Origin of the sequence: Halomonas sp. SpR8 (assembly GCF_031010195.1) — a bacterium.
Lineage (GTDB): Bacteria > Pseudomonadota > Gammaproteobacteria > Pseudomonadales > Halomonadaceae > Vreelandella.
Window position 1 is genome coordinate 184,737 of record NZ_JAUAMC010000004.1, and the last position, 21,659, is coordinate 206,395.

Here is a 21,659-nt window from a genome sequence, read left to right on the forward strand (position 1 = left end):
CCAAAGTAAACGGTGACCCTGACGACACGGCGGGGCTCGCATCAATGCTGTTGGGTAACGCGCAGGGTTAAGAAAGTAGTGTGATGATTGTTACGCTACTAAAAAGTCATACTCACACGAGTAAGCTTGATTTCAGCCTTTTTCGCTTCCTCTGTCCAGCGTTAATAGTCGGGTATTGATGTTTCTGATCACACGATTGCGTGAGGCACAAAGCATGAGGAGTCTTTGGTGATGCGGCCAACGTCTTCGCGAATGCCCATGCCGCAAGCGCGGTCACCAACTACCCAACTGCCTATTAGTGCGTGGTTGTTACCAAAGCGCGGCATCGGGTGATAGGCCTGACGAATCCAGGGGCTGTCGGTGTAGGGGCCATCCACCGCTTCGCGCTGACCGGCTGGGGTAATCAGTTCGATGTTGTTGCCTTCCCGGGAGAAAAACGGCTTGCGCACCCAGCCTGCCGGTAGCGGTGGGCTGCTAGCCGTCTCGAAAAACGCCGGTAGTAGATTGGGGTGGCCTTCAAAGTGCTCCCATAGCAGCGGCAAAATTCCCTTGTTAGAGAGAACCGCTTTCCAGGGTGGCTCAAACCAGTGGGTGTTTAGCTGTGGGATAACCTCGCCGAAGTCGTCATCGGCCATCTCCTCCCACGGGTAGAGCTTGAACAGGGCGTGGATGGGTTGGTTGTTCAAGTCGACAAAGTATTCAGCGCCGGGATGGAGGCCAATATCTTCCATGTAGATAAACGGCGCCTTGAGGCCCGCTTGCACCGCTACATCCTGCAAGTAGTGCACGGTGGCACGCTCTTCGGCGTTATCTTTGATGCAGGAGAAATACAGCGTACGGGCGTCAATGCGGTCGCCAAGATGCGCCATGGCATTGATGAGGCGCTCCTGAATCGAATTGTACTGATCTGCATGACGGGGCAGGATGCCCTGGGCGATGGCTTGTTCAAGCCATACCCACTGAAAAAAGCCCGCTTCGTAAAGCGAAGTGGGCGTGTCGTAGTTGAGCTCCAGCAGCTTTGCCGGGCCGTCTCCGGAGTAGGCGAAATCCATCCGCCCGTAGAGGTGCGGCTGGCCGGACTTCCAGGAGTTGTGGATGCTGTCCCACATATGCTCAGGTAGCGCCAAGCGCTGCATAAGTGCATTGGAGTGGCAGACCTTATCGACCAACTCCATGCACATCTCATGCACTTCCTCGGTAGGCGCTTCGATGTCGCGCTCTACCTGCTCTAGGGTGAACTGGTAGTAGGCATCCTCTTTCCAGTAGGGCTCCCCGTCGATGGTGTGAAAATTAAAGCCGAGCTCATGGGCCAGGGCTTTCCACTCGTTGCGTTCAGGGATATCAATTCGCAGCATGGTGATTGTGGCTGGCGGCTATGAGCCCCAACCACCTCGTGCCGAGGAGCGTGAGCCAAAGCCCCGGCGCTGAGAAGCTGCTTGCCGATTCTGCGCCACCGAGCTGCGCATCGCATCGTTACGTTGGGAGACCCGCTGCGTGGCCTGATTAGAGGCGGTGTTCCAGTTGCCCTGATTCTGACGATTACGGTACACCGGCTCCTGGTAAACCCGCTCGAAGGAGCGGCCACGGTTGGTGTTGGACATCATGCTGCCGACCATATAACCCATCATGGCGGGCATAAACCAACTGCCGCCGGTGCTGCCGGTCGCGGCTTGAGACTGCTCTTCGGTGGGCGCGGTGCAGGAGCCTTCACCATTCTCGGCTTCGCACTCTTCCAGGGTGCTATAGCGAGGCACCGACTCTAAAGAGGCTTTGTAAGCGTCTTCGCAGGCGCTACGGGTGTAGACATTCTCCGCGACGCAATCCTCAACGCTTTGAAAGCTGCGCGGCTCATCGAATTCGATCTCGGTAATTTGCTCTTCCTGGGGTGGCTGGCCGCAGGCGGTAAGTCCAAAGGCGCTGGCGCCCATCATCGCCAGGGTTAAGCGCCCGCTGCGCTTGCGGCGAGGTAGATGGGGGGTGTGATCGTGTTTAGACATGCAGGCTCTCTCCTTTACCACGTCGTCGTTACCAAGTCATCGAAGCGGCGTTGAGTAAGCCAACTGCCACGGCCACGCTGGCCATTAAAATGCCGTAGGCCTGGTGGCCTTCGGTGATGTGCTGAGAGAGGCTTTCGCCCTGTTTACGCAGAAACAGCTTTACGCCAAAGAAGGTGGCCAGTTGAACAACAAAGGCCACCACGCCCCAGAGCACAAAATCGATAAAGTTGATGGAGTGCGCCATCGCGCTATACAGCGGGATGGTAAAGCCTAGAATCGAGCCGCCGTAGGCGGAGGCCGCCGCTGCGTTGCCTTCGCGAATCAGTGTCCACTCGTGGTGGGGGGTAATCCGGCTGTAGCAGTACATAAAAGCGGCGAGCAGTATTATCGCCGTCACGAGATAGGCGATAAATGACGGCAAGCCGTAGAGATAATTCACCATGGTGGTCGTTTCCTTTTAGATTAGATTGCGTCGATATCGACAGAGGCCACATCCACCCCCACGTTGTGCACCACCATAAAACTGCCTTCGCCATCGTTTTCAGCGCTTAGCAGTAAATACTCCATGCGCTCAGCGTCTTCGATGGTGCGCTCGTAAAGCATCGCGTGATGAGTCACCTGCTTAGAAGCCACGCTCTCGGTGGTCATTACCTGCTCTTCAAAAACCACTGGCGGCGACCACAGGCTGTCGCCGTTACCCCATACCCGCTGGTAGGTGCAACTGCGTGCCTCGTCAGTGGTCGAGGTAAGCGCGATGGTTTGCGCGCCGATGCTGTTGGGCTGTTTTTCGTCACCGTTAATTAACTTATCGCCGTTTATCAAATTATCAAATTCGACATCCGAAAGATGGGCAACACAGTAAAAGTCAAACAGCTTATATTCAAGCACCTGACCCTGTTCGATGTTGGCCTGTAGCCAAGTATCGTTATCCAGGTAGAATCGCACCAAGTGCGACCCTTGCCCAAGATCAACATGGCCCACGGCGGCAATATGATGATAGGCCTCGTCATCCCAGCGAAAGAGGGCGTCCGGGTGCGCGCGCAGGCCGATCAGCTTGATGTTGACGCGGCCATCCAGGCGTAGGCCCTCAAGGTCTTCCTGGCTAACGCCAGTGGGCAACCCTGCCGCTACCGGACGGCCGGTGGAAGGCTCGGGTGGCTTCTCGGTGGTAGCGCGAAAAAGTGCCTTGAGGGTATTTAGCATGGTTTGGCTCCCTAATGCGTATAAACAGCTGGGCTTACTCTTGTGGCGCGTTTTTCTTCGCTTTCAGGCGTGCTAACACGTCGTCGGCTTTGCGGTTCTGTCCACCCACTCCGGCCGCTTTCAAGCGCGCTTCGAGTGAACTGCCGCTCTCTTCCGCGGCCATTTCGTCGGCTGCTTGCATTTGCGCTGAGTTAAGCTGCTGGCGCTCTTTGATGCGCTCCAGTGACTCCATAGCACTGCCCATGGCACTGTTCTGGCCCGAGTGGCGAGCGGCCACGGCGGATTGTGCTTTCTGCGCTGACTCAGTGGCTTTAACCACGCTAACCTGCTGCTTCAGTTGGCGAAGCTGGTTGTCAGTGCCGCGAATTGCGCCGCGCAGCTTTTCAATGCTGGCGTCGTATTCGCTAACAATGGCGCGCTCAGCTTCCAGGTCATCCTGTAGTGCCACCATGCGTTCAGCCACTTCTACCGCCAGCGCTTCCTCGCCTTTATCCAGCGCGGCTTCGGCGCTTTTTTCCAGCTCAGCGATTTTGCTTTCTAGCGTGTCGGCTTTGTTGCTGTTTAGCTGGCGCTGGGCCATTAGGCGGGTCAGTTCAGTTTTCGACTGGCTGAGGTGATTTTCTGAGTCGCGAATTTCCTGATCTAAAATACGTAATGCCTGGGAATCCACGACCGTTTGACCGGTTTCATTCGCTTTGCCGCGCAGGGCCGTCATAATTTTGCTTAACATAAATAATCTCACAGGTAAGTTGCTGCAATAGTGGCACTCATAATAGCCGAGCAGTGATAAGCGTTATACGAAATGGGTTTGAATGAGTTCGGCAACTTCCATGGCAGCGCCAGCGGTGGCATGCAGCTCAGCACAAATAGACTCAAGTTTGGAGTCACCAAACAGCTGCCCATAAGCCACATAAACGTCGTGGCCGTCGATTTCGACAATCCCCACGGAGGCCAGTGGTAACGCAATGCCTTGGCGCAGCAGCACCTCGTTAAGCTCGGCGCTGTTTTTGACACCGTCTACGGCAGCGATGGGCGCCATAGTCATCCACTCATTTTCGCTACGCGACAACGTAATCGGCAAATTGCCGTAATCGCTAAGTTCCCAGATCAGCGTCTGATTCGTCTCATCCAGACTGATCGTACCTTCAGGCCACTCAGGGGTATTGTCGCCCGCAGGCTGATTGACTAAATGATATAGCTCGGTGGCGGTGATGGTGTTAGTGACGGTAGGCGTAGTCAAAGCAATTTGCTCCATCGTTTGTTAAGTCGTTTCACCTTAACACTTCGTGGAGCAAATGGTTCCTTTTCCCCAAAAAGCCCCGCAGTATGCGGGGCCAAAAGAAGGGAGAGCAAAACGTTAGTGAAGAGCGCGTCTAAGGGCGTCGGAAGGTGTCGTTAAATTGCTTGCGCAGTTCATTTTTTTGCACTTTGCCCATGGTGTTGCGGGGCAGTTCATCGACAAAAAATACCCGCTTGGGCTGCTTGTACTTGGCAAGCCGGCCATCTAAATGGCTGATCACATCGTCTTCTTCAAGCCGGCCCTCCTCAAGATCGGCGCCTGGCTGACGCACGACGACGGCGGTAACGCCCTCACCAAAGTCAGGGTGTGGCAAGCCGATGACCGCAGATTCGGCAACTTGATCAAGTTCGTCAATCACTTGCTCCACCTCTTTGGGGTAGACGTTGTAGCCGCCGGAAATCACCAGATCTTTGTCGCGCCCGACGATATGCACATAGCCTTGCTCGTCGACCATGGCGAGATCGCCGGTAATAAAGAAGCCGTCGTCTAACAGCTCCTCGCGGGTCTTTTCCGGCATCCGCCAGTAGCCAATAAACACATTGGGGCCACGAATCTGCAGTATGCCAATCTCGCCAAAAGGCACCTCATCGCCACTTTCGCGATTGGTAATGCGCATCTCCACGCCGGGCAGTGGCATACCCACGGTGCCGGCCCGCCGGGCGCCGTCATAGGGGTTGGAGAGGTTCATATTGGTTTCGGTCATGCCGTAGCGTTCTAGAATCGCATGGCCGGTTTTGGCTTCAAAAGCTTCATGAGTTTCGGCGGTGAGCGGGGCTGAGCCGGAAACAAATAACCGCATATGGGCAGTGGCTTCTGGCGTCAGGCGCTCGTCCTGCACCAAACGTGTATAGAAGGTGGGAACGCCCATCATCACGCTGCCGCGGGGCAGCTCTTCGAAGATGACATCAGCATCAAACTTAGGCAAGAAGAGCATGCTGGCGCCTGCCATCAGGGTAACGTTGCAGGCAACGAACAAACCATGAGTGTGGAATATAGGCAGTGCATGGATGAGTCGATCCTCGGCGCTGAAGTGCCACGCTTTCACCAAGGTTTCAGCATTTGAACCCAGATTTTGGTGGGTCAGCATGGCGCCTTTAGAGCGCCCGGTGGTGCCTGACGTATATAGAATGGCAGCCAAGTCACGCTCGCCAAGCGTCACGATATCTTTCCGCGGCGTTGCCGCATGGGCGGCTTCCATTAGGCTGCCATCGGCGGAGCTGCCGAGCGTGGCCACTTCCGGGCAGCCGGTTTCTGTGGCCAGTGCCTGGGCCTCGTCCAGTAATTTAGGACGGCAAACAAACAGCGCGGGTTCGGCGTCGTTTAGGAAGTAGCGAATCTCATCGCCGGTATAGCCGGTATTAAGCGGTAAATAGACGCCACCGATACGCAGGCAGGCTAGATAAAGCAGTATCGCTTCGGGGCTTTTATCCACCTGTACGGCCACGCGGTCACCTTGCTTAACGCCTAGTTTGGTCAACGCCCCCGCCAGTTGGGCACTTGAACTGAGCGCATCGGTATAGGTGTAGCGGCGGCCATCGCGGGTAGTAATAAAATCAGCATTAGCGCGTTCGCGCATTTTGGCGGCAAAGGTTTCAAATAGATTGTGGCTCATTTGGTGGTCTCTCCCTTGGCCATTTTGCGGGCGCGACGAGCGAGGTCGCGCACCTCATTTGAGCAGGCAACGGTGGCCTTGGCGGTATAGTTTTCGTGGTTGCGTTCAATGTCGTCCAGCACATACAGGTAGTTGACCATCAAGCCCGCGGCTTGTTTAAAGCCCTTCTCGGAGATATCGCCCAACCAGTTAATACGGTGGAGTTCGGCGCCGTTGCCGAGGTGAAAGCGGGCCACTGGGTTGAGCGGCAGGCCGTGGCGGTTCTTCTCTTCGACCAGGTAGCGGGCGGCCAGCGGGCGAATAATGGCTTTGAGCTCCTCTTCGCGGGGTTTTTCCTGATGCCACCCCGATGTTTCAAGCCCTTTGAGTGACTTACGCATCGAAGCGGGAAGCTGCTCATCATCACGCTGCTCCTGCAACCACTGGGCGAAGCCAGGCACCGGCGAGAGGGTGACGAAGTATTTAAGCTGCGGCAGCTCCTGGGAGAGCTCTTGCACTACCTGCTTGATCAAAAAGTTACCGAAGGAGATACCGCGCAGCCCGGTCTGGCAGTTGCTAATGCCGAAGAACGCCGCGGTATCGGCATCCTCGGGCTCATCGATAGCTTTTTTAGTATGGCGACTCTCTTCAACACTCTTTCCAGAACTCTTTCCAGAACTCTCGCCCGATAAGATCGGCTGGATGCGGCTGGGTAAGCCTTTATGTAGGGCGACTTCCACAAAGATCAGCGGCTCGTCGCCAATCGCCGGGTGGAAGAAGGCAAAGCAGCGCCGATCGCGGGCGTCTAGTCGTCGACGTAGGTCGTCCCAATCCTGTATTTCGTGTACGGCTTCGTAGCGGATGATTTTCTCTAGAATTGACGCGGGCGTGTTCCAGTCAATGCGCTTGAGCATTAAAAAACCGCGGTTAAACCAGGAACCGAACAGGTGGGCGAAATCGTCGTCAATGGCCGAAAACTCGGGCTGTTCGCGCAGTAAGCCCAGCAGGTCTTCGCGCATTTTAACCAGCTCATAGGTACCGTCGCTGGCCAGGTTTAAACGCCGAAAAAGTTCTTGGCGCCGCGGCTCGCAGGCTTCAAAAAGGCGCTGCAGCGATGGGTTGTCGCGGGCCTCTTGATAGGCAAGGTAGGCTGCGTCAATGGGCCCGGGCTCGGCCGCAAAGTCGGCCGTCAGGCGGGCAAAGAAGCGGCTCTTTTCAGCCGCCGAGAGACGCTGGTAAATTGCCAGGGCACGGCTCGCCAACGCGATACTGGAGGCTTCACCATCGCTTTCCAGCAGCTTGTGGCAGGCGTTAATCAACTGCCCATGGTCGGGCTTTAAGGTTTCGTGATGGCGGCGCCGCAACAACGCATCACGCTGGGTGATGTTGTTGAACAGCTCCTGCAAAAACAGCATGTTCATGGTCGAACTCCTTACCCCATGATCAAGTTAGGTAGCCAAAGCGCGATGTCTGGGAAGAGACACAGCAGCAATATACCCAGCACCATGCACAGTGCGTAGGGCAAGCTCCCCATCAGAATGTCACGCAGCGAAATATCCGGCGCGATGCCTTTAATAATGAACAGGTTGAGACCCACCGGCGGTGTGATCAGACCGATCTCCAGGTTGATGGTCAAAATCACCGCAAACCAATAGGGGTCGAAGTTAGCGGCCAGGATGATGGGCAACAGAATCGGCGCGGTCATCACGATCACGGCCACGGGCGGCAGAAAGAAACCGGCGACCAACAAGAAGAGGTTGATTACCCCCATCAGCGCCCAGCGGTTAATCTCAAGATCCGCAATCGCGCCCGCCACGGTTTGGGTGATAAACATGGAAGAGAGCGCATAGGCGAACACTTCGGCGGTGGCGATCACCAACATGATCATCACGCTTTCGCGCAGGGAGTCGCGCATGATCAGTTTGATCGGGCCCAGCTGCCACATGCGGTAGATCAGTATAGCCAGCGCTAAACACAAGAAGGCACCCACGCCTGCTGCTTCAGAAGGGGTTGCTACCCCGCCGTAGAGCGCAAACAGAATACCCGCGACCACACCCAGGAAAGGCAAAACACGCACTAGCGCCTTCAAGTTGGTATCGACATTCTGCTTTACGGTTTGCTTGAGACGCTCGGCGGACTCTGCCATGGGGTTGTTGTAGCCACCGGCTAACTTGCAGGCGATCATCGTCCAGATCATAAACAGGCCCGCGAGCATAAAGCCCGGCACCACGCCGGCAATAAACAGGCGCCCAATGGAGGTTTCGGTGGAAATGCCGTAGATAATCATGGTCACCGACGGCGGAATCAGAATGCCCAGGGTGCCGCCCGCGGCAATACAGCCCGCTGCCACGCCATCTGGGTAACCACGCATACGCATTTCGGGAATACCCATTTTACCAATCGCCGCACAGGTGGCCGGTGATGATCCCGAAAGGGCAGCAAAGATAGAGCAGGCGCCGATATTGGAGACCGCCAAGCCGCCGGGCAGCTTACCCATCCATAGATCCAGCGAGCGATAAAGATCGCGACCGGTAGGGGAGGAGGCAACGGCGGCGCCCATCAGAATAAACATCGGGATGGCGACAAAACCAAACTCGGCAATGCGGTCAAAAAAGGTCTCCCCGAAGTAGGTGAGCTCAGCAAGGCCACGGTCGTAGAGCAGTGCCAGTAGCGATACGCCGCCCAGGGCAAAGGCGATAGGGGTGCCAATGGCCATTAACGCAATCAGCGCGATGGCGACAATAATGCCTAAGGTAATGGGATCCATGCTTAGCTCTCCCCACGCAGAATTTCAGCCACATATTGCAGTGACAGAAGGGTGGCGCCGACGGCCATGGGCAGTAATGCGGGCCACAACGGCGGATTCCATACCGAGCCGGTCGTCCACCCGCCGTGGAGCGCCTCAAATACATACACCCAACTGGCATACGCCAAGGCGGCACAAAAACCTAACCCAAACAGCGAAGCGACCAAACGCATGATGGTACGAGTAATGCCGCCCAGCGCATCGGGAACAATGGTGATGGCCACGTGGCCACCGGTCATCAGCACATAGGGGCTGCCCATCAACATCGCCGCCGTTACCGAGAAAATCGTGAATTCGGTCTGCCAACTGGTGCTCATTCCCAGTAGATAGCGAATAAAGACCATCTGACAGATGACCAATACGCCAGCGATAAACATGGCGCAGGCCAAATAAGCTGAAATTCGCGAGAGTTTATCCATCAGGCGGATGTAGCCGCCAATGATGCCCCTGCGTGCAGGCACATCATGAGTCGTTGAAGTTGCCATGTTTCCCTCGACAAGCTGGTTATCTCACAAGCTGGTTTTTCTTCAACCTAGGCAAGCATCAGAAGAAGCGGCCACCCCTACAGGGGTGGCCGAGCCGTTAGGCGTTGCTTACTCGACGGCCAGCGCCGCATCGATAATGGCTTGGCCATTGGGAACATTTTCAGCAAAGTTTTTGTAGGAGGTTTCCTTGGCAATATCGAGCCAGGCGTTGTAGTCCTCTTCGCTCATACTGACCACCTCGACGCCATTCTCCTCATAAAGATCGACCATTTCCTGATCAATCGCCGCAGCCTCTTCAGCGAAGAAGGCCTCTGCGGCTTTTCCGGCTTCCATCAGCGCCGCCTGCTGCTCTTCGTTAAGCCCTTGCCATATCTGCTCGGAAATAAGAATCGGCTCGTACATGTACCAGAGCGCGAAGTCACCCGGTTCGGTCAAGCATTCAACCTGTTCATAAAGCCGAAAAGAGATAAACGACATCGACGAGGTGTTGGCGGCATCGAGCACACCGGTTTGCATGGCGGTATACACCTCAGAAGAGGGCATAGAGGCAATGGAGGCGCCAGCGGCCTCAAGCATTTGTTCAAACGCAGGCCCGGCAGCGCGGAAATTTTGGCCCTCGACGGTATCCGGGGAGGTAACGCACTGTTCGCTAGAGGCAAAACCGCCCGATAGCCACGCATCTGAGAGCACTCGAGCGCCGCCATCTAGAATCACCGCTTTGATCATCTCCATGTATTCAGAGTCGTTGAGACGCTGGGCATGGGCTTGGTTGCGCACCAAGCCGGGCATCAGTGTTGCAGAGAACTCCGGATGGCGACCGCTGGCGTAATCCAGCGGCAGTGAAGTGATATCCAAGCGACCCCGGGCCAGGGCGCCCCACTGTTCGCGTGCTTTAAACAGCGATTGGCCAGGATAGACTTCGATAGTGAGACCGACATCGGCATTGGCCACCTCGCGCGCCATCATTTGCACCATTTCATCGCGCACATCCCCCTGACCACCGGGGAACTGGTGAGAGGCGCGTAGTACGGTATCGGCAGAGGCGTGGGAAGCGGCAATCGCGAGGCCAAGGGCGGCGGCGGTTGAGATTACATAGCGTTGCATGGGGCGTCTCCAACAATTGTTGTTGTGATCTTGGATTGGCTTTTTGTATCTATCAGTCGAGCTGATATATATATCAATAGGCGTTACGTATGCTAATGTCAACTATATGACACCCTTGTATGGCTAAGATCAGTCGTGATCCAAGGAGGTAACAAATGACGGGCACCAAGCTATCCAACGCTCAGCGATTAAGAGATTCCCTTGAAGATGACATCATCAATGGCCGCCGTTTACCGGGAGAACGACTGGACCCCGAAGCCTTGGGCCGTGAGTTTGAGGTGTCGCGTACCCCGGTGCGCGAAGCCTTTCAGCAACTGGTTGCCAGTGGCTTGGTCACCGTCTCGCCGAAGAAGGGCACCTTTGTGGCGAAGGTAGGCATTGACCAACTGATTGAGATGTTCGAAGTAATGGCGGAACTTGAAGGTATGTGTGGTCGCCTGGCGGCGCGTCGAATCACCGAGGATGAGCTAACCGCCTTACGCGAAGCGCACCAGCGCTGTGAAGCGGCGGCGCTGGCCGGTGACAGCGACGAGTACTATTACGAAAACGAGGGTTTTCACGACTGTATCTACACTGCGAGCCACAACGCTTTTCTGGCCAGCGAAGCGCGCCAATTGAAGCAGCGCTTAAAACCCTACCGGCGTTTACAACTGCAGGTACGACAAAGGGTGAATAGTTCACTTCGCGAGCATGAAACCATCGTGGAAGCCATTGAGCAAGGTGACTCGGTAGCGGCGCAGCAAGCCCTGAGCGACCATGTGTTGATTCAGGGTGAGCGCTTTAGTGACTTCGTTTCCAGCGTACGCCGCATGGAGGCGCCGCTAGAAAAAACGGGTTAATTCCAGCACCTAGTTCTAGCCCCTAGTCTTACCCCTAGGTTTAGTGAGTTTATCGCTATGTCCATATCGGTGGGGTAATGGTCCTTGCTGACATGGGGCGCAGCGCTGACACTCTCTCTAATGCTTTAGTATCCCACTAGCGGAGAGAGACCGTGACTCGTCATGTCGCCTTATTTGCCTACCCCGATTGCCAACTGCTGGATGTCAGCGGTCCCTGGCAGGTGTTTGCCAGCGCCAATGCGTTAAGCCTCCAGCCCATCTATCAGTTGACACTGGTCGCCGATGCCATCGGTCCAGTGGCCACCAACGGCGGCTTAGCCGTGCACGCCACACACACCTACCACCAACTTAAGGATTTATTGCCCCTGGATACGCTGTTGGTGGCGGGTGGCAGTGGTGTAATGCAGCAGCGTGACATAGCCGAAGTGAAGCAGATGCTTCGTGATGTCGCCCCAGAGGTGAGACGACTTGGGTCGATCTGCTCTGGGGCATTTCTATTAGCCGCTGCAGGGTTGCTGGATGGCTGTCGCGTTACCACCCACTGGCGCCATGCCCAGCAATTAGCCGAGGAGTACCCCAGGCTTAGCGTCGAGCCCGATGCGCTGTATAGCGAAAGCAATGGTCGCTACACCAGCGCAGGCATAACAGCCGGGATTGATTTGGCGCTGTCGCTGGTCGAGGCGGATCACGGTGCCCAACTTGCCGGACGGGTAGCCCGCGAGCTGGTGGTGTTTTTGCACCGCCCCGGCGGGCAGTCGCAGTTCAGCGAGATACTGCGTCGCCAGCAGGCTGTGGGGCCACTGCGCCGCTTGCTGGATCAACTCCACGCCGACCCCAGCGTGGATCATGGGCTTGAGAGTATGGCCGACCTGATGGCGGTCTCCCCGCGCCATTTAACCCGGCTGTTTAGACGCTACTTAAATACCACTCCCGGCGCTTACCTGACTCAGCTACGTCTTGAACAAGCGCGCCTGGCGCTGCTTCACGATCGCGAACAGCTCTCCCTTGAGCGCCTGGCTCAGCGCTGGCGGCTGGGAGGCGCAGAGCAATTGCGTCGCCAATTTCAGCGCTACTACGGCGTATCACCCTCGGTCTATCGCCAACGCTTTGCTACTTCTCACGCTGCTTCCGCTCAGGAGAGTGCCTCATGCCTTTAACCGTCACCCTGCTATCACTCTGCCAAGCGCTGCTGGTTACCGGCAACGTCTTGTTGATTGCCGTCTCACCGCTGATCGGGGCCTCCTTGGCCCCTAGCGTATCCTGGTCCACCGCACCGGTGGCCACCCAGTGGCTGGGGTTGATGTGTGCCACCATTCCCGCCTCGTTAATTATGGCCAAACTGGGCCGTAAGCGCGGTTTTATATTGGGTAATATTGTTGGACTGGTGGGCGCGCTGGTGGCCGTGCAGGCGCTGATAAGCGAGCGCTTTGGGTTGTTCCTGCTGGCCACCTGGTTGATTGGTATTGGCATTGGCTTTGGTCAGCTCTATCGCTTTGCCGCCGTTGAAGCCGCCCCCGCGCCGATGCGTGATCGGGCGATTGGTTTGGTGATGGGCGGCGGTGTGCTGGCGGCGTTTGCCGGGCCGTGGCTGGCAAGGGTGAGCCGTGAGCTGGGCGAGGTGCCGTTTTTGGGCAGCTTTGTAGGCCTGGCTGCGCTCTACGCACTGGCGTTGGTGGTGCTGATGCTGACACAACTGCCGCCCGCATCCCGCACCCACGGCGAAGGCATTGCATTGCCGCTGGGTAAGATACTCCGTCAACCCGGATTTATTGTGGCGGTGAGCGCGGCGATGGTTGGTTATGGCGTGATGAATCTGGCCATGACCGCCACGCCGCTGGCCATGGCGGGGGCCGGGCACCACTTTAACCACGTTTCAATGACCATTCAGTGGCACGTGGTGGCGATGTTTTTACCCTCGTTCTTTACTGGCCATTTGGCTACCCGCTTCGGCGCCAAGCAGGTCATTGTGGCAGGCTGCCTGCTGTTGGTAGCAAGTGCCTTGGTCGCTCAGTTGGGTATCGGCTTAGCCGGTTTCAACGTGGCGCTGATTTTGCTGGGCCTGGGCTGGAACTTTACCTTTTTGCCCGCCACCGGGCTGCTCACCGAAAGTTATCGCCCAGTGGATAAAGCGCGCACCCAGGCTGCCAACGAGTTTTTAGTGTTTGGCACCGCGGCCATCACTGCGTTGCTCGCCGGGCCTTTGGTGAGCAGCCTAGGCTGGGCGACGCTTAATCTACTGCTGATCCCTATCGCGCTGGTGCCCCTGGCGGTGCTGGTGTGGCAGCAGCGAGCCAGACTGGCAAACGCTTAAAAATCCCCCGGCGCGCACTGCAGACAAGTAAGCCCGAGCGCGCGCCACTGGGCGACCACAGCGTCACGGTCATCCAGTACCAACCAAGGCTCAAAGCCGTCGCTGCGCATACGCTCCAGAAGCGCCTCTTTCACAATTTCATCATCCACATGATCATCGCCCTCAGGGCGCAAATACATGGCATCAAAGGGGATGGTGTGGCGCTCTAACCAGCATTGGGTATGCGCCCGGTGGCTATCCGGGCGCCCGCTACAAATCACGATCTGCTGGCCTTGGGCTTTCAGGATTTTGACCAGCCTGGCCACTGCTTCGATTACTGGCGCTTCGGCCATATGGGCAAAGAAGGGCTCCCACTGTTTTTGGCTGCCCAGCACCCAGTCGCTGACCTGGTGAGGGTGAAACTCGGCTAAGGTGCCGTCAATATCAACAATGACTGCGGACATGCAAAACTCCCTAAACAGAAAAAGTAGCTAAATGAGAATTAACAGGGAAACGCTGAGCAGTGCAGAGCCGATCACTGAGCAGGCTACGCCAGGCAGTTAATTCGTTATCGCAAAGTGGGGTAAATAGCGGGACTACTTGAGTGGCGCCCAACTGCTCGGCGAGCGCCACCAGGTGCGACGCACGCAGGTGAACATTCCAGCGCTGCCAGCTTATCTTGCCCGCCGCTAGCTGGGCGCGGCGATCAGGGGTTAGGTAACCGGTGTGGAGCAGATGGTGATCGGGCCACTGCGCAGGGGTATCGTTGCGGTCACTTATTAATCGGAGTAGGGCATTTTCATCATTTGCTCGTGCCAACACACTGGCGATAGCGACATCGATCTCAGGCCGTCGCAGCGTTTCAGGCAGTGCCAATAGCGCGGCCAGGTTGTGGCGAATCAGCGGGTCGATGGCGAGCGTTAACTGATGCTGATCCGCTTCTTCCGCCAGCCATAGCGACATTTCCAGAGCGCGACCGGTTTCCGGCACCGGCAACGCCAGCGGTTGATAAAGGTGCTTACTAATGGCCCGCACGCAATGCGCTTGGGGCTGGTCGTAGCTGCCGTAGGAGGCATCCAGTAGCGCAACACGCGCCGGCGGGGGCGTATCAAAAGGAAACAGTCGCGACTCAAAACAGGCATCGCCGCTATAGAAAACGCCGCCTTCCACCGCTAAATGCAGCCACACGCCGCCTAGGGAATGCCCCGCCTGGCCGGTGGTGACGGTGATACCATCCACCTCTAGCGAGCCGCGCTCGGGCAGGGGGCGCCAGGCGCGGTTGGGAGGTAGTGCCTTGGCCACCAGCGGTGTGCAGTAAAGTGGTACGTCTTCCGCTAGTTCGGCTACGCCGCCGATATGGTCAATATGGTCGTGGCTAATCAGTACGGCATCCACTGCTAGGCTGTTCGTCCAGGTGATGGTGTCGTTTGAATGGAGTGCGCCGCCTGCGTCGAGCAGTAGGCGTTTCCCCTGGGCTTCCACTACTATCGCCGCGGGCCCTTTGTCACCTAACCCACTGAGAACCTCAATGTGTACACTCATTGATCGGGCTCCAGGCACCAGCCCTGCTGCAGGCTGACAGCAATCTGGCTACCCAGTGCAGGCGCGCTATGATGGTAGGCCAGCAGCGATTCGCCACTGGGCAGGCGCAGGGTGAGTTCATAACGCTCGCCACGGAAGATCACGCTTTCCACCTGGGCGGCAAGCTGACGATGAGTAGGGGTAGTGAGGCTAAGCTGAATATGCTCCGGGCGCACCAGTACGCTTTGGGTTCGCTCGGATTCGATGGCGTTCAGCCCGCGCATCAGGGCTGTGCTCTCAAGGCGCTTCCCTGGTTGACCGGCGGCGACCTTTAATTGGCTGCCCTGGCCGATAAAGCCGGCTACCCAGGCGGTGCGCGGTTGGCGGTAAAGGGTTTCCGGGGCCCCCCACTGAACCAGTTTACCCGCTTTCATCACGGCGATTTTATCTGCCAGCGCCATGGCTTCGGTTTGGTCGTGGGTGACGTAGACCAACGTGGAGCCAGTGCGCTGGTGAAAATCTCGGAAGCTGTGCTCCATGGTGGCGCGCAGGTGGCGGTCAAGGTTGGCCAGTGGCTCATCCAGCAGCACCACCGAGGGGTCGCTGACCAAGCAGCGCGCGAGAGCGACGCGCTGGCGCTGGCCGCCGCTAAGCGCCTGGGGCATGCGATCAGCGTAGGCATCAAGCTCCACCAGGGCCAGGGCCTGCTGCACCTTCTGGTGATACGCCGCCCCGCGCAGGCCGCGCAGTTTGAGCGGGTAGCCCACGTTGTCCGCAACGCTCATATGTGGCCATAGCGCGTAGGATTGAAACACCATGGCCATATTGCGCTGCTCGGGTGGCAGATGGGTGTCGGCGCTGGCCAGGGTACGATTGGCTAACTGAATGCTACCCTCATTGACCGTCTCAAAACCCGCCAGCATGCGCAGCATGGTGGTTTTTCCGCAGCCGCTAGGGCCGAGCAGGGCAACAAACTCTCCCGGATTAACCTCCAGTGACAGCGCATCCACGGCGGAGTGTTCGCCAAAGCGTTTGGTAACGCGATCAATCGATAGTCCTGAAGTACCTCGCCCTGACATGTTTAGCTCTGCCATGGGATCACTCCTTTGGGTAGCCGCGGCGCCAGCAGGCTAAGCATCAGCATCAGCGAGGCGACCATCACCACCACCAGCACCGAAACGGCAGCGGCCAGCACGCTTTCGCCGCCTTGATCTAGGTTGAAAATCAGTACGCCGAGGGTTTCGTTGCCGGCGCTCCATAGCAGTGCTGACACGGTAAGTTCATTAACTGCTAGCAGGAATACCAACAATCCACCTGCGAATAGTGCTGGTGCTACTAGCGGTAAAATGATCCCGCCGAGTCGCCGCCACGGACCTGCACCGGCTAGCTGAGCCGCCTCTTCAAGGGAAGGATCCAGCTGGGCCAAGCTAGCCGCTACTGGTTTGACGCAGACCACTAAGAAGCGCGCCAGATAGGCGACAAAAATTAGCCCTAGGGTGCCGTAGAGCGCTACGTTAATAATCGGCAGCGGGCGTACAAACAGCAGAATGCAGGCAATCGCCAGCACCACGCCGGGCAGGGCATAGGGGATTTCGATAGCGCTAAGCACCATGCTGCGCCAGCGTTCAGGTAGGCGCTGCAGCCGGTAAGCCAAGGGCAGACTCAGTAGCATCAGAACCACGGCCGCACTGCCCGCTAGCCATAGGCTGTTTCTCACCGCACGCCATGTGGCGCCTTGGCGACCCATCACTTCGGCGTAGGCGTTAAGCGTGGCGGTATCGACATTTAGAGGCACGCCGACTGCGGGTACTAGCGAGCTAACAATCAGCGCCAGCAGTGGCGCGACCAAAATGATCAGTAAAATGCCTACCAGCGCTGCGGTCACCAGCGTACGCCAGCGACCCAGAGTAAAGTCATGGGAGCGCCCACTATGGCCGCCCAGGCCAAAGCGGCTGCGGCCCATCAAGTGTTGTTGCAGCGCTACCCCGGCCAGCGCCAGTAAACCAATCAGCAGCGACAGGGCTGCCATTTCCGCCAAAACACCTGTACCGAAGCTGGCCATACGCTGATAGATCAGTGTTGGCAGCACGTAATAACTCGCGGGAATACCGAGCATAGCGGGAATGCCGAAGTTGCCCAGGCTGGAGATAAACGCCATCGCGCCTCCGGCGATCAAACCGCTGCGGGTCACCGGAAGAATAATATGGCTCCATACTTGGGTCTGTTTGGCACCGCTAATGCGGGCAGCTTCGATAAGCTCTCGAGGGAGCGCAAGCAGACTGGTGCGCAGGGCCAGAAACACCAACGGTGCGCTTTGGATACCTAACAGCAGGGCGATGCCTTCAGCGGAGTAAAGCGGCTGGGGGCTGCCCAGTGGTGGCGCCATGCCAATGCTTTTCAGTAGTGGGCTAGCTGGGCCGAACAGTTGAAGCCAGCTTAAGGCAGTCACCTGAGGCGGAATCATCATCGGCAGCATAAAGCAGAACACTAGCCACGATTTGCCGCGCACATTGGTGAGCGTGATGGCAAACGCAAAGAGGCTACCGAGCACTAGCGCAATCAACATGCCGAGCCCTGAGGTATACAGGCTATGCCACAGTGCCCGCCAAGTGCTTGCGCTGTTGAGCACTTGCCACAGTGGCGATTGGCGCCCCTGGGTAAGGTCGCTCAATGCTTCTATCAACAAGCGTAAGCTAGGCGCCAAACTTAGTAGCACAATGGCAATTAATAGGCTTGAAAGCAGCCAGCGGTGCTGGCTGCCGTACTTGTTGTCATAGGTCAGGGCAGGGGTCATGATTATCCGCCGAATAATTCACTAAAGCGCTGTTTAAGCTCGGCTTCCTGGGCCAGTGCCTGCTCGGTATCAACCGGCATCAATTGAATGCTATCGCGCTCGGGGAAACCTTCAGGAGGCGTGATGTCGTTGCGGGCAGGCAAGTACCCCTGCTGGCTGACTAAGTCCTGGCCCTGTGGGGAGAGTACAAAGTCGACAAACTTCTGTGCAGCAACAAGGTTCTCAGCATCCTGCATAATGGCCACCGGCTCGGTGACCGCGCTCACGCCCTCTTCAGGAAATACGAATTCCACCGGCGAGCCTTTGGCGGCTTCACGAATGGGTAAAAAATCCACCACGATGCCGTAAGGCTTGCTGCCTGCCGCGACGGCATTGAATACCCCGCCATTGCCGCCCTGGGCTTCGGTGTTATTGGCGTGTAGCGCTTCGTAGTATTCGGTGCCTAGTTCGGGGTTGGCGCTAATGGCGGCCATGTGGATCAATGCTGCACCGGAGTAGAGCGGGCTGGGCATCGTCACCAGGCCTTCATAGTCAGGACCCAGCAGGTCTTGCCAGCTTTGCGGCTGATGCTCGGCGCCGGTGTTATAGACAATGCCCGTGGTGATCAGCTTGGTGCCGTAGTAGTAGCCTTCTGGGTCGTAAAGGTCAGCGTCATAGCCGCTGCGCTCAGCGCTTAAATAAGGCTGTAAGTGTCCCTCCTGCTTGAGCGACTCCATGGTCATACTGTCCGCAATCAGCAGCACGTCGGGATTGCTTACCCCGGCCGCAAGCTCTGAGCGTAGACGCGTCATTAGCTGTGTCGTGCCGTCGCGAACCCACTCCACTTCGATATCGGGATTGGCTGCTTCAAAGGCGTCAACGGTTTGCTGTGCATCGCTATTAGGCTGGCTGGTGTAGAGCGTTAGCGTTTCGTTCGCCGCTACCTGAGCTGAAAGAGAAAAACTGGCTATCGCGACGGCAGTTGCAAGGGTAGATACCACGGGGTGCTTCAACATGAGTAAACCTCCAGTGAGTGAACTCCACCTAAGCTACTGTCATCTGCTTACAACAAAATGACACTATGCTTTCGTTCAACACTTTGTGGCTTTCGTATGCCGCATTTTTTGCTTTCGCTGTGCTGAGAGGGGCTATGCGCCAGTTCGAACGTCGACAACTGCTTTTGCAGCGAATCCACGCTGAGGGACGCCAAGCGGTAGAGAATTTGGCGGGCGAGTTTGGTGTTTCTGTGCAAACACTGCGTGGGGATATTCGCCACTTAGCCGATAAAGGGCTGGTGCTGCGCCGTCAAGGCGAGGTACTGCCGTTTCCCGAGCAGGAAAATATCGGCTACGACCAGCGTCAGATCGTTAATGTGGCGGGTAAACGCCAGATTGCAGCGCGGGCAGCAAGCCTAGTGCAGGATCATCAAGCGCTATTTCTGGGTACGGGCACCACGGTTGAGCAACTGGCCGATGCGCTAAGCGAGAAGCAAGGCTTGCATATCATGACCAATAATCTGCATGCGCTGATTAAGCTGTGCCAGCTTAAGTGTGAGTTAGTGGTGGCGGGTGGTCGCGTACGTCGGCGCGACCAGGACGTGATCGGCGGCGATGCTTGGCGCTTTTTCCAACGCTACCGTGCTGACGTGGGGATTGTGTCGGTGGGGGGAATGGATAGCCATGGTCAGCTTTATGACTACAACGACGATGAAGTGATGGCCCGGGAGGCGCTGTTGGCCCATGCCGGTTATCGAGTGCTGGTGCTGGATAAAACCAAGTTCGACCTGCCACTGCGCTGCGCTGCAGGACAACTAGGGGATTATGATGCCGTGGTGACCGATGTGCCGCTACCCGACAGACTACGCAGCCCGCTGGCTGCCCAAGGCGTTCGGTTTGTGGGGTAAAGGTTCGCTACTGCTATGCTTAGAGATGATTACTGGTGTAGCGAGGGAAACAATCATGGCAGGCGGATGGGCAAAAGATGGCGCTGAACAAGAGCAGATGGAGAGCACGCTGGAAGATGCGGTGCAGCGTGCTCGTAGCCAGTTGCCCCGTGGTGAGAGTCTTGACGTTTGTGAAGAGTGTGGCGACCCTATTCCCGAAGCGCGCCGCAAGGCGATTCCGGGCGTACGGCTGTGTGTAGTTTGTCAGCAGGAGCTGGACAAAAAGCAGTCGGCCTTTAGTGGCTATAACCGTCGTGGTAGTAAAGACAGCCAACTGCGCTGAACGTGGCTTTCTAGGCGTCGTGGTCGATGTCCGGTAGCTGCTTGAAATAGAATAGCGGTGAAGACGAATCAGCAGTTGGATGCTGCCAATCACAAACACCCATACGCCGACGGTGGGATACCAGTCTAATAGTTGCGATCATCAGGCTAGCCCTACCCTTAATTGTTTTGTGAGGAATGACTTTTGGAGACGGATCAACATTACCGTGCGCTCAGCGTCGACACCCTATCCCAGCGGCTTGGTGGTGTTGAGGCGGTGGCTAGTCGAGTGGGCGGTGAGCCCGCCAGTTGGGAAATTCGCGAGGTGGGAGACGGCAACCTTAACTTGGTGTTTATTGTCTCCGGCAGCCACGGATGCGTAGTGGTAAAACAGGCGCTTCCCTACGTACGGATGGTAGGGGAGAGCTGGCCGCTACCGGTCTATCGCGCCCACTTTGAATACTACGCCCTGGTTCGCCAAGCCAAGCGCGCGCCGTGCATTGCTCCTGAGGTGTACTACTTCGACAAACCCCAGGCGCTGTTTGTGATGGAGTATCTACACCCCCACACGATTTTGCGCCGCAAGCTCATTAACGGCGAGGAAGTCACTCAGCTTGGCGAAACCATCGGCCAGTTCTGTGCACGCACGGCGTTCCGTGGCTCAGAGCTTTCGCTAAGTAGTCCAGAGAAGAAGCAAGATGTGGGGCTTTTCTCGGGCAATGTAGCCATTCCTGCCATCACCGAAGCATTGGTGTTTACCGACCCCTATTACGGCGCTGAAATGAACCACCACACCCCGGAGCTTTCGCCGGTGGTGGATGAGTTGCGCCGTAATGTGCGGCTAAAAGCCAAAGTACAGCGGCTGTTGATGAAGTTCACTGCAAACACCGAGACCATGCTCCACGGTGATCTGCACTCTGGTTCCATCATGGCCACCGATACGGAAGTGCGGGTTATTGACCCGGAGTTTTCTCAGTACGGGCCGATGGCTTTTGACCTGGGTATGGCGGTGGCCAACTTCCTGATGGCCTACTTCAGCCAGCCCGCTCATCGCCAGGAAGATGCGCTTGAGGATTATCAGGCGTGGATACTGAGAGTGATTGAAGCGTGCTTTACCCGTTTTGACGCCGAATTCCGACATCTGTGGCAAACCGAACGGACGGGTATTCTGTTCCCGAAAGCTCTGTTTGAAGAGCAGGGAAATAGCGCGGACGATGCCTGCGATGCATTGCTTGAGGAGATCCGACTGGATGCCCTGGCCTACTGCGGCATTGAAATGCACCGCCGGGTTTTATCGCTGGCTCACAACGCCGACTTTGAAGAAATCGAAGACACCGCGCTGCGCGCCAAGCTTGAAGCGCGTAACGTGCTGATGGGGCAAGCGCTGATTATGGAACCGGAGACTTATAGCGATCTTACCGCACTAGCGGATCTCGCCAAGGCGTATAACCAGCAAGCGGTGTTGTAAGAGTCCAATAAAGGAGGCAGCGTTAGCGCTTCGCACGCTAACGCTGCCTCCAACAATTAACAACTTACGATTCACCATT

Annotated in this window: 23 protein-coding genes; 6 read left to right on the forward strand and 17 right to left on the reverse strand. The window is 56.9% G+C overall.

The window, feature by feature from the left end:
* Nucleotides 1-188: 188 nt before the first annotated feature.
* The 11 genes from QT230_RS10255 to dctP form a co-directional block, all read right to left on the reverse strand.
* Entirely contained in the window at nucleotides 189-1,355 is a 1,167-nt protein-coding gene (locus QT230_RS10255; RefSeq protein ID WP_308321594.1) for a glutathionylspermidine synthase family protein, read from the reverse strand.
* Nucleotides 1,356-1,373: 18 nt separating this feature from the next.
* Nucleotides 1,374-1,997: a DUF1190 domain-containing protein gene (locus QT230_RS10260; RefSeq protein ID WP_308321596.1), complete on the reverse strand. Its 624-nt coding sequence runs from the start codon at nucleotides 1,995-1,997 to the stop codon at nucleotides 1,374-1,376.
* Nucleotides 1,998-2,025: 28 nt separating this feature from the next.
* Nucleotides 2,026-2,439 carry a DUF350 domain-containing protein gene (locus QT230_RS10265; RefSeq protein ID WP_308321597.1) on the reverse strand — a complete coding sequence of 138 codons (414 nt, stop codon included), beginning with the start codon at nucleotides 2,437-2,439 and terminating at the stop codon, nucleotides 2,026-2,028.
* Nucleotides 2,440-2,459: 20 nt separating this feature from the next.
* Nucleotides 2,460-3,200: a DUF2491 family protein gene (locus tag QT230_RS10270; RefSeq protein ID WP_308321598.1), complete on the reverse strand. Its 741-nt coding sequence runs from the start codon at nucleotides 3,198-3,200 to the stop codon at nucleotides 2,460-2,462.
* A gap of 34 nt (nucleotides 3,201-3,234) precedes the next feature.
* Complete coding sequence (locus QT230_RS10275) at nucleotides 3,235-3,930, reverse strand: PspA/IM30 family protein (protein ID WP_308321599.1); 696 nt, start codon at nucleotides 3,928-3,930, stop codon at nucleotides 3,235-3,237.
* Nucleotides 3,931-3,993: 63 nt separating this feature from the next.
* Nucleotides 3,994-4,440, reverse strand: a complete 447-nt coding sequence (locus QT230_RS10280; RefSeq protein ID WP_308321600.1) for a DUF2170 family protein — start codon at nucleotides 4,438-4,440, stop codon at nucleotides 3,994-3,996.
* A gap of 133 nt (nucleotides 4,441-4,573) precedes the next feature.
* Complete coding sequence (locus QT230_RS10285; RefSeq protein WP_308321601.1) at nucleotides 4,574-6,112, reverse strand: malonyl-CoA synthase; 1,539 nt, start codon at nucleotides 6,110-6,112, stop codon at nucleotides 4,574-4,576.
* On the reverse strand, nucleotides 6,109-7,512 hold the full coding sequence (locus QT230_RS10290) for a malonyl-CoA decarboxylase (protein ID WP_308321602.1): 1,404 nt from the start codon (nucleotides 7,510-7,512) through the stop codon (nucleotides 6,109-6,111). Before QT230_RS10290 ends, QT230_RS10285 begins: the two co-directional genes overlap by 4 nt.
* A gap of 11 nt (nucleotides 7,513-7,523) precedes the next feature.
* On the reverse strand, nucleotides 7,524-8,858 hold the full coding sequence (locus QT230_RS10295; RefSeq protein WP_308321603.1) for a TRAP transporter large permease: 1,335 nt from the start codon (nucleotides 8,856-8,858) through the stop codon (nucleotides 7,524-7,526).
* Nucleotides 8,859-8,860: 2 nt separating this feature from the next.
* Nucleotides 8,861-9,382: a TRAP transporter small permease gene (locus QT230_RS10300; RefSeq protein ID WP_308321604.1), complete on the reverse strand. Its 522-nt coding sequence runs from the start codon at nucleotides 9,380-9,382 to the stop codon at nucleotides 8,861-8,863.
* A gap of 108 nt (nucleotides 9,383-9,490) precedes the next feature.
* Nucleotides 9,491-10,486 carry a TRAP transporter substrate-binding protein DctP gene (dctP, locus tag QT230_RS10305; RefSeq protein WP_308321605.1) on the reverse strand — a complete coding sequence of 332 codons (996 nt, stop codon included), beginning with the start codon at nucleotides 10,484-10,486 and terminating at the stop codon, nucleotides 9,491-9,493.
* Between the two features lie 155 nt (nucleotides 10,487-10,641).
* On the opposite strand from dctP, the gene QT230_RS10310 reads away from it, so the two are divergent.
* The 3 genes from QT230_RS10310 to QT230_RS10320 all read left to right on the forward strand — a co-directional run bounded on the left by QT230_RS10310 (nucleotide 10,642) and on the right by QT230_RS10320 (nucleotide 13,636).
* Nucleotides 10,642-11,325, forward strand: coding sequence for a GntR family transcriptional regulator (locus tag QT230_RS10310; RefSeq protein ID WP_308321606.1), 684 nt, complete (start codon nucleotides 10,642-10,644; stop codon nucleotides 11,323-11,325).
* A 152-nt stretch (nucleotides 11,326-11,477) separates the two neighbouring features.
* Nucleotides 11,478-12,482 carry a helix-turn-helix domain-containing protein gene (locus QT230_RS10315; protein WP_308321607.1) on the forward strand — a complete coding sequence of 335 codons (1,005 nt, stop codon included), beginning with the start codon at nucleotides 11,478-11,480 and terminating at the stop codon, nucleotides 12,480-12,482.
* Nucleotides 12,473-13,636 carry an MFS transporter gene (locus QT230_RS10320; protein WP_308321609.1) on the forward strand — a complete coding sequence of 388 codons (1,164 nt, stop codon included), beginning with the start codon at nucleotides 12,473-12,475 and terminating at the stop codon, nucleotides 13,634-13,636. Before QT230_RS10315 ends, QT230_RS10320 begins: the two co-directional genes overlap by 10 nt.
* On the opposite strand, the gene QT230_RS10325 is transcribed toward QT230_RS10320, so the two are convergent.
* From QT230_RS10325 to QT230_RS10345, 5 genes are read right to left on the reverse strand one after another with little or no spacing between them, the layout of a single operon-like run.
* A complete protein-coding gene (locus QT230_RS10325; protein WP_308321610.1) occupies nucleotides 13,633-14,079 on the reverse strand; it encodes an HAD family acid phosphatase in 447 nt (148 codons plus the stop codon). The two genes, QT230_RS10320 and QT230_RS10325, sit on opposite strands and share 4 nt — an antisense overlap.
* Nucleotides 14,080-14,089: 10 nt before the next feature.
* Nucleotides 14,090-15,157 carry an MBL fold metallo-hydrolase gene (locus tag QT230_RS10330; protein ID WP_308321611.1) on the reverse strand — a complete coding sequence of 356 codons (1,068 nt, stop codon included), beginning with the start codon at nucleotides 15,155-15,157 and terminating at the stop codon, nucleotides 14,090-14,092.
* Nucleotides 15,154-16,230: an ABC transporter ATP-binding protein gene (locus QT230_RS10335; RefSeq protein ID WP_308321612.1), complete on the reverse strand. Its 1,077-nt coding sequence runs from the start codon at nucleotides 16,228-16,230 to the stop codon at nucleotides 15,154-15,156. Before QT230_RS10335 ends, QT230_RS10330 begins: the two co-directional genes overlap by 4 nt.
* Nucleotides 16,218-17,930 carry an iron ABC transporter permease gene (locus tag QT230_RS10340; RefSeq protein WP_308321613.1) on the reverse strand — a complete coding sequence of 571 codons (1,713 nt, stop codon included), beginning with the start codon at nucleotides 17,928-17,930 and terminating at the stop codon, nucleotides 16,218-16,220. Before QT230_RS10340 ends, QT230_RS10335 begins: the two co-directional genes overlap by 13 nt.
* A 2-nt stretch (nucleotides 17,931-17,932) precedes the next feature.
* Nucleotides 17,933-18,925 carry an ABC transporter substrate-binding protein gene (locus QT230_RS10345; protein WP_308321614.1) on the reverse strand — a complete coding sequence of 331 codons (993 nt, stop codon included), beginning with the start codon at nucleotides 18,923-18,925 and terminating at the stop codon, nucleotides 17,933-17,935.
* 134 nt (nucleotides 18,926-19,059) lie between these two features.
* Between QT230_RS10345 and QT230_RS10350 the strand changes: the two genes are divergently transcribed.
* Together QT230_RS10350 and QT230_RS10355 are read left to right on the forward strand one after the other, a co-directional pair.
* On the forward strand, nucleotides 19,060-19,812 hold the full coding sequence (locus tag QT230_RS10350) for a DeoR/GlpR family DNA-binding transcription regulator (protein ID WP_308321615.1): 753 nt from the start codon (nucleotides 19,060-19,062) through the stop codon (nucleotides 19,810-19,812).
* Between the two features lie 55 nt (nucleotides 19,813-19,867).
* Nucleotides 19,868-20,134, forward strand: a complete 267-nt coding sequence (locus QT230_RS10355) for a DksA/TraR family C4-type zinc finger protein (protein WP_308321616.1) — start codon at nucleotides 19,868-19,870, stop codon at nucleotides 20,132-20,134.
* A 10-nt stretch (nucleotides 20,135-20,144) separates the two neighbouring features.
* On the opposite strand, the gene QT230_RS10360 is transcribed toward QT230_RS10355, so the two are convergent.
* A complete protein-coding gene (locus QT230_RS10360; protein WP_308321617.1) occupies nucleotides 20,145-20,276 on the reverse strand; it encodes a hypothetical protein in 132 nt (43 codons plus the stop codon).
* A gap of 41 nt (nucleotides 20,277-20,317) precedes the next feature.
* Here QT230_RS10360 and mtnK point away from each other — a divergent pair, with 41 nt between their 5' ends.
* Nucleotides 20,318-21,580 (forward strand): S-methyl-5-thioribose kinase, encoded by a 1,263-nt coding sequence (gene mtnK / locus QT230_RS10365; protein ID WP_308321618.1) that lies wholly within the window; start codon nucleotides 20,318-20,320, stop codon nucleotides 21,578-21,580.
* Nucleotides 21,581-21,659: the final 79 nt, after the last annotated feature.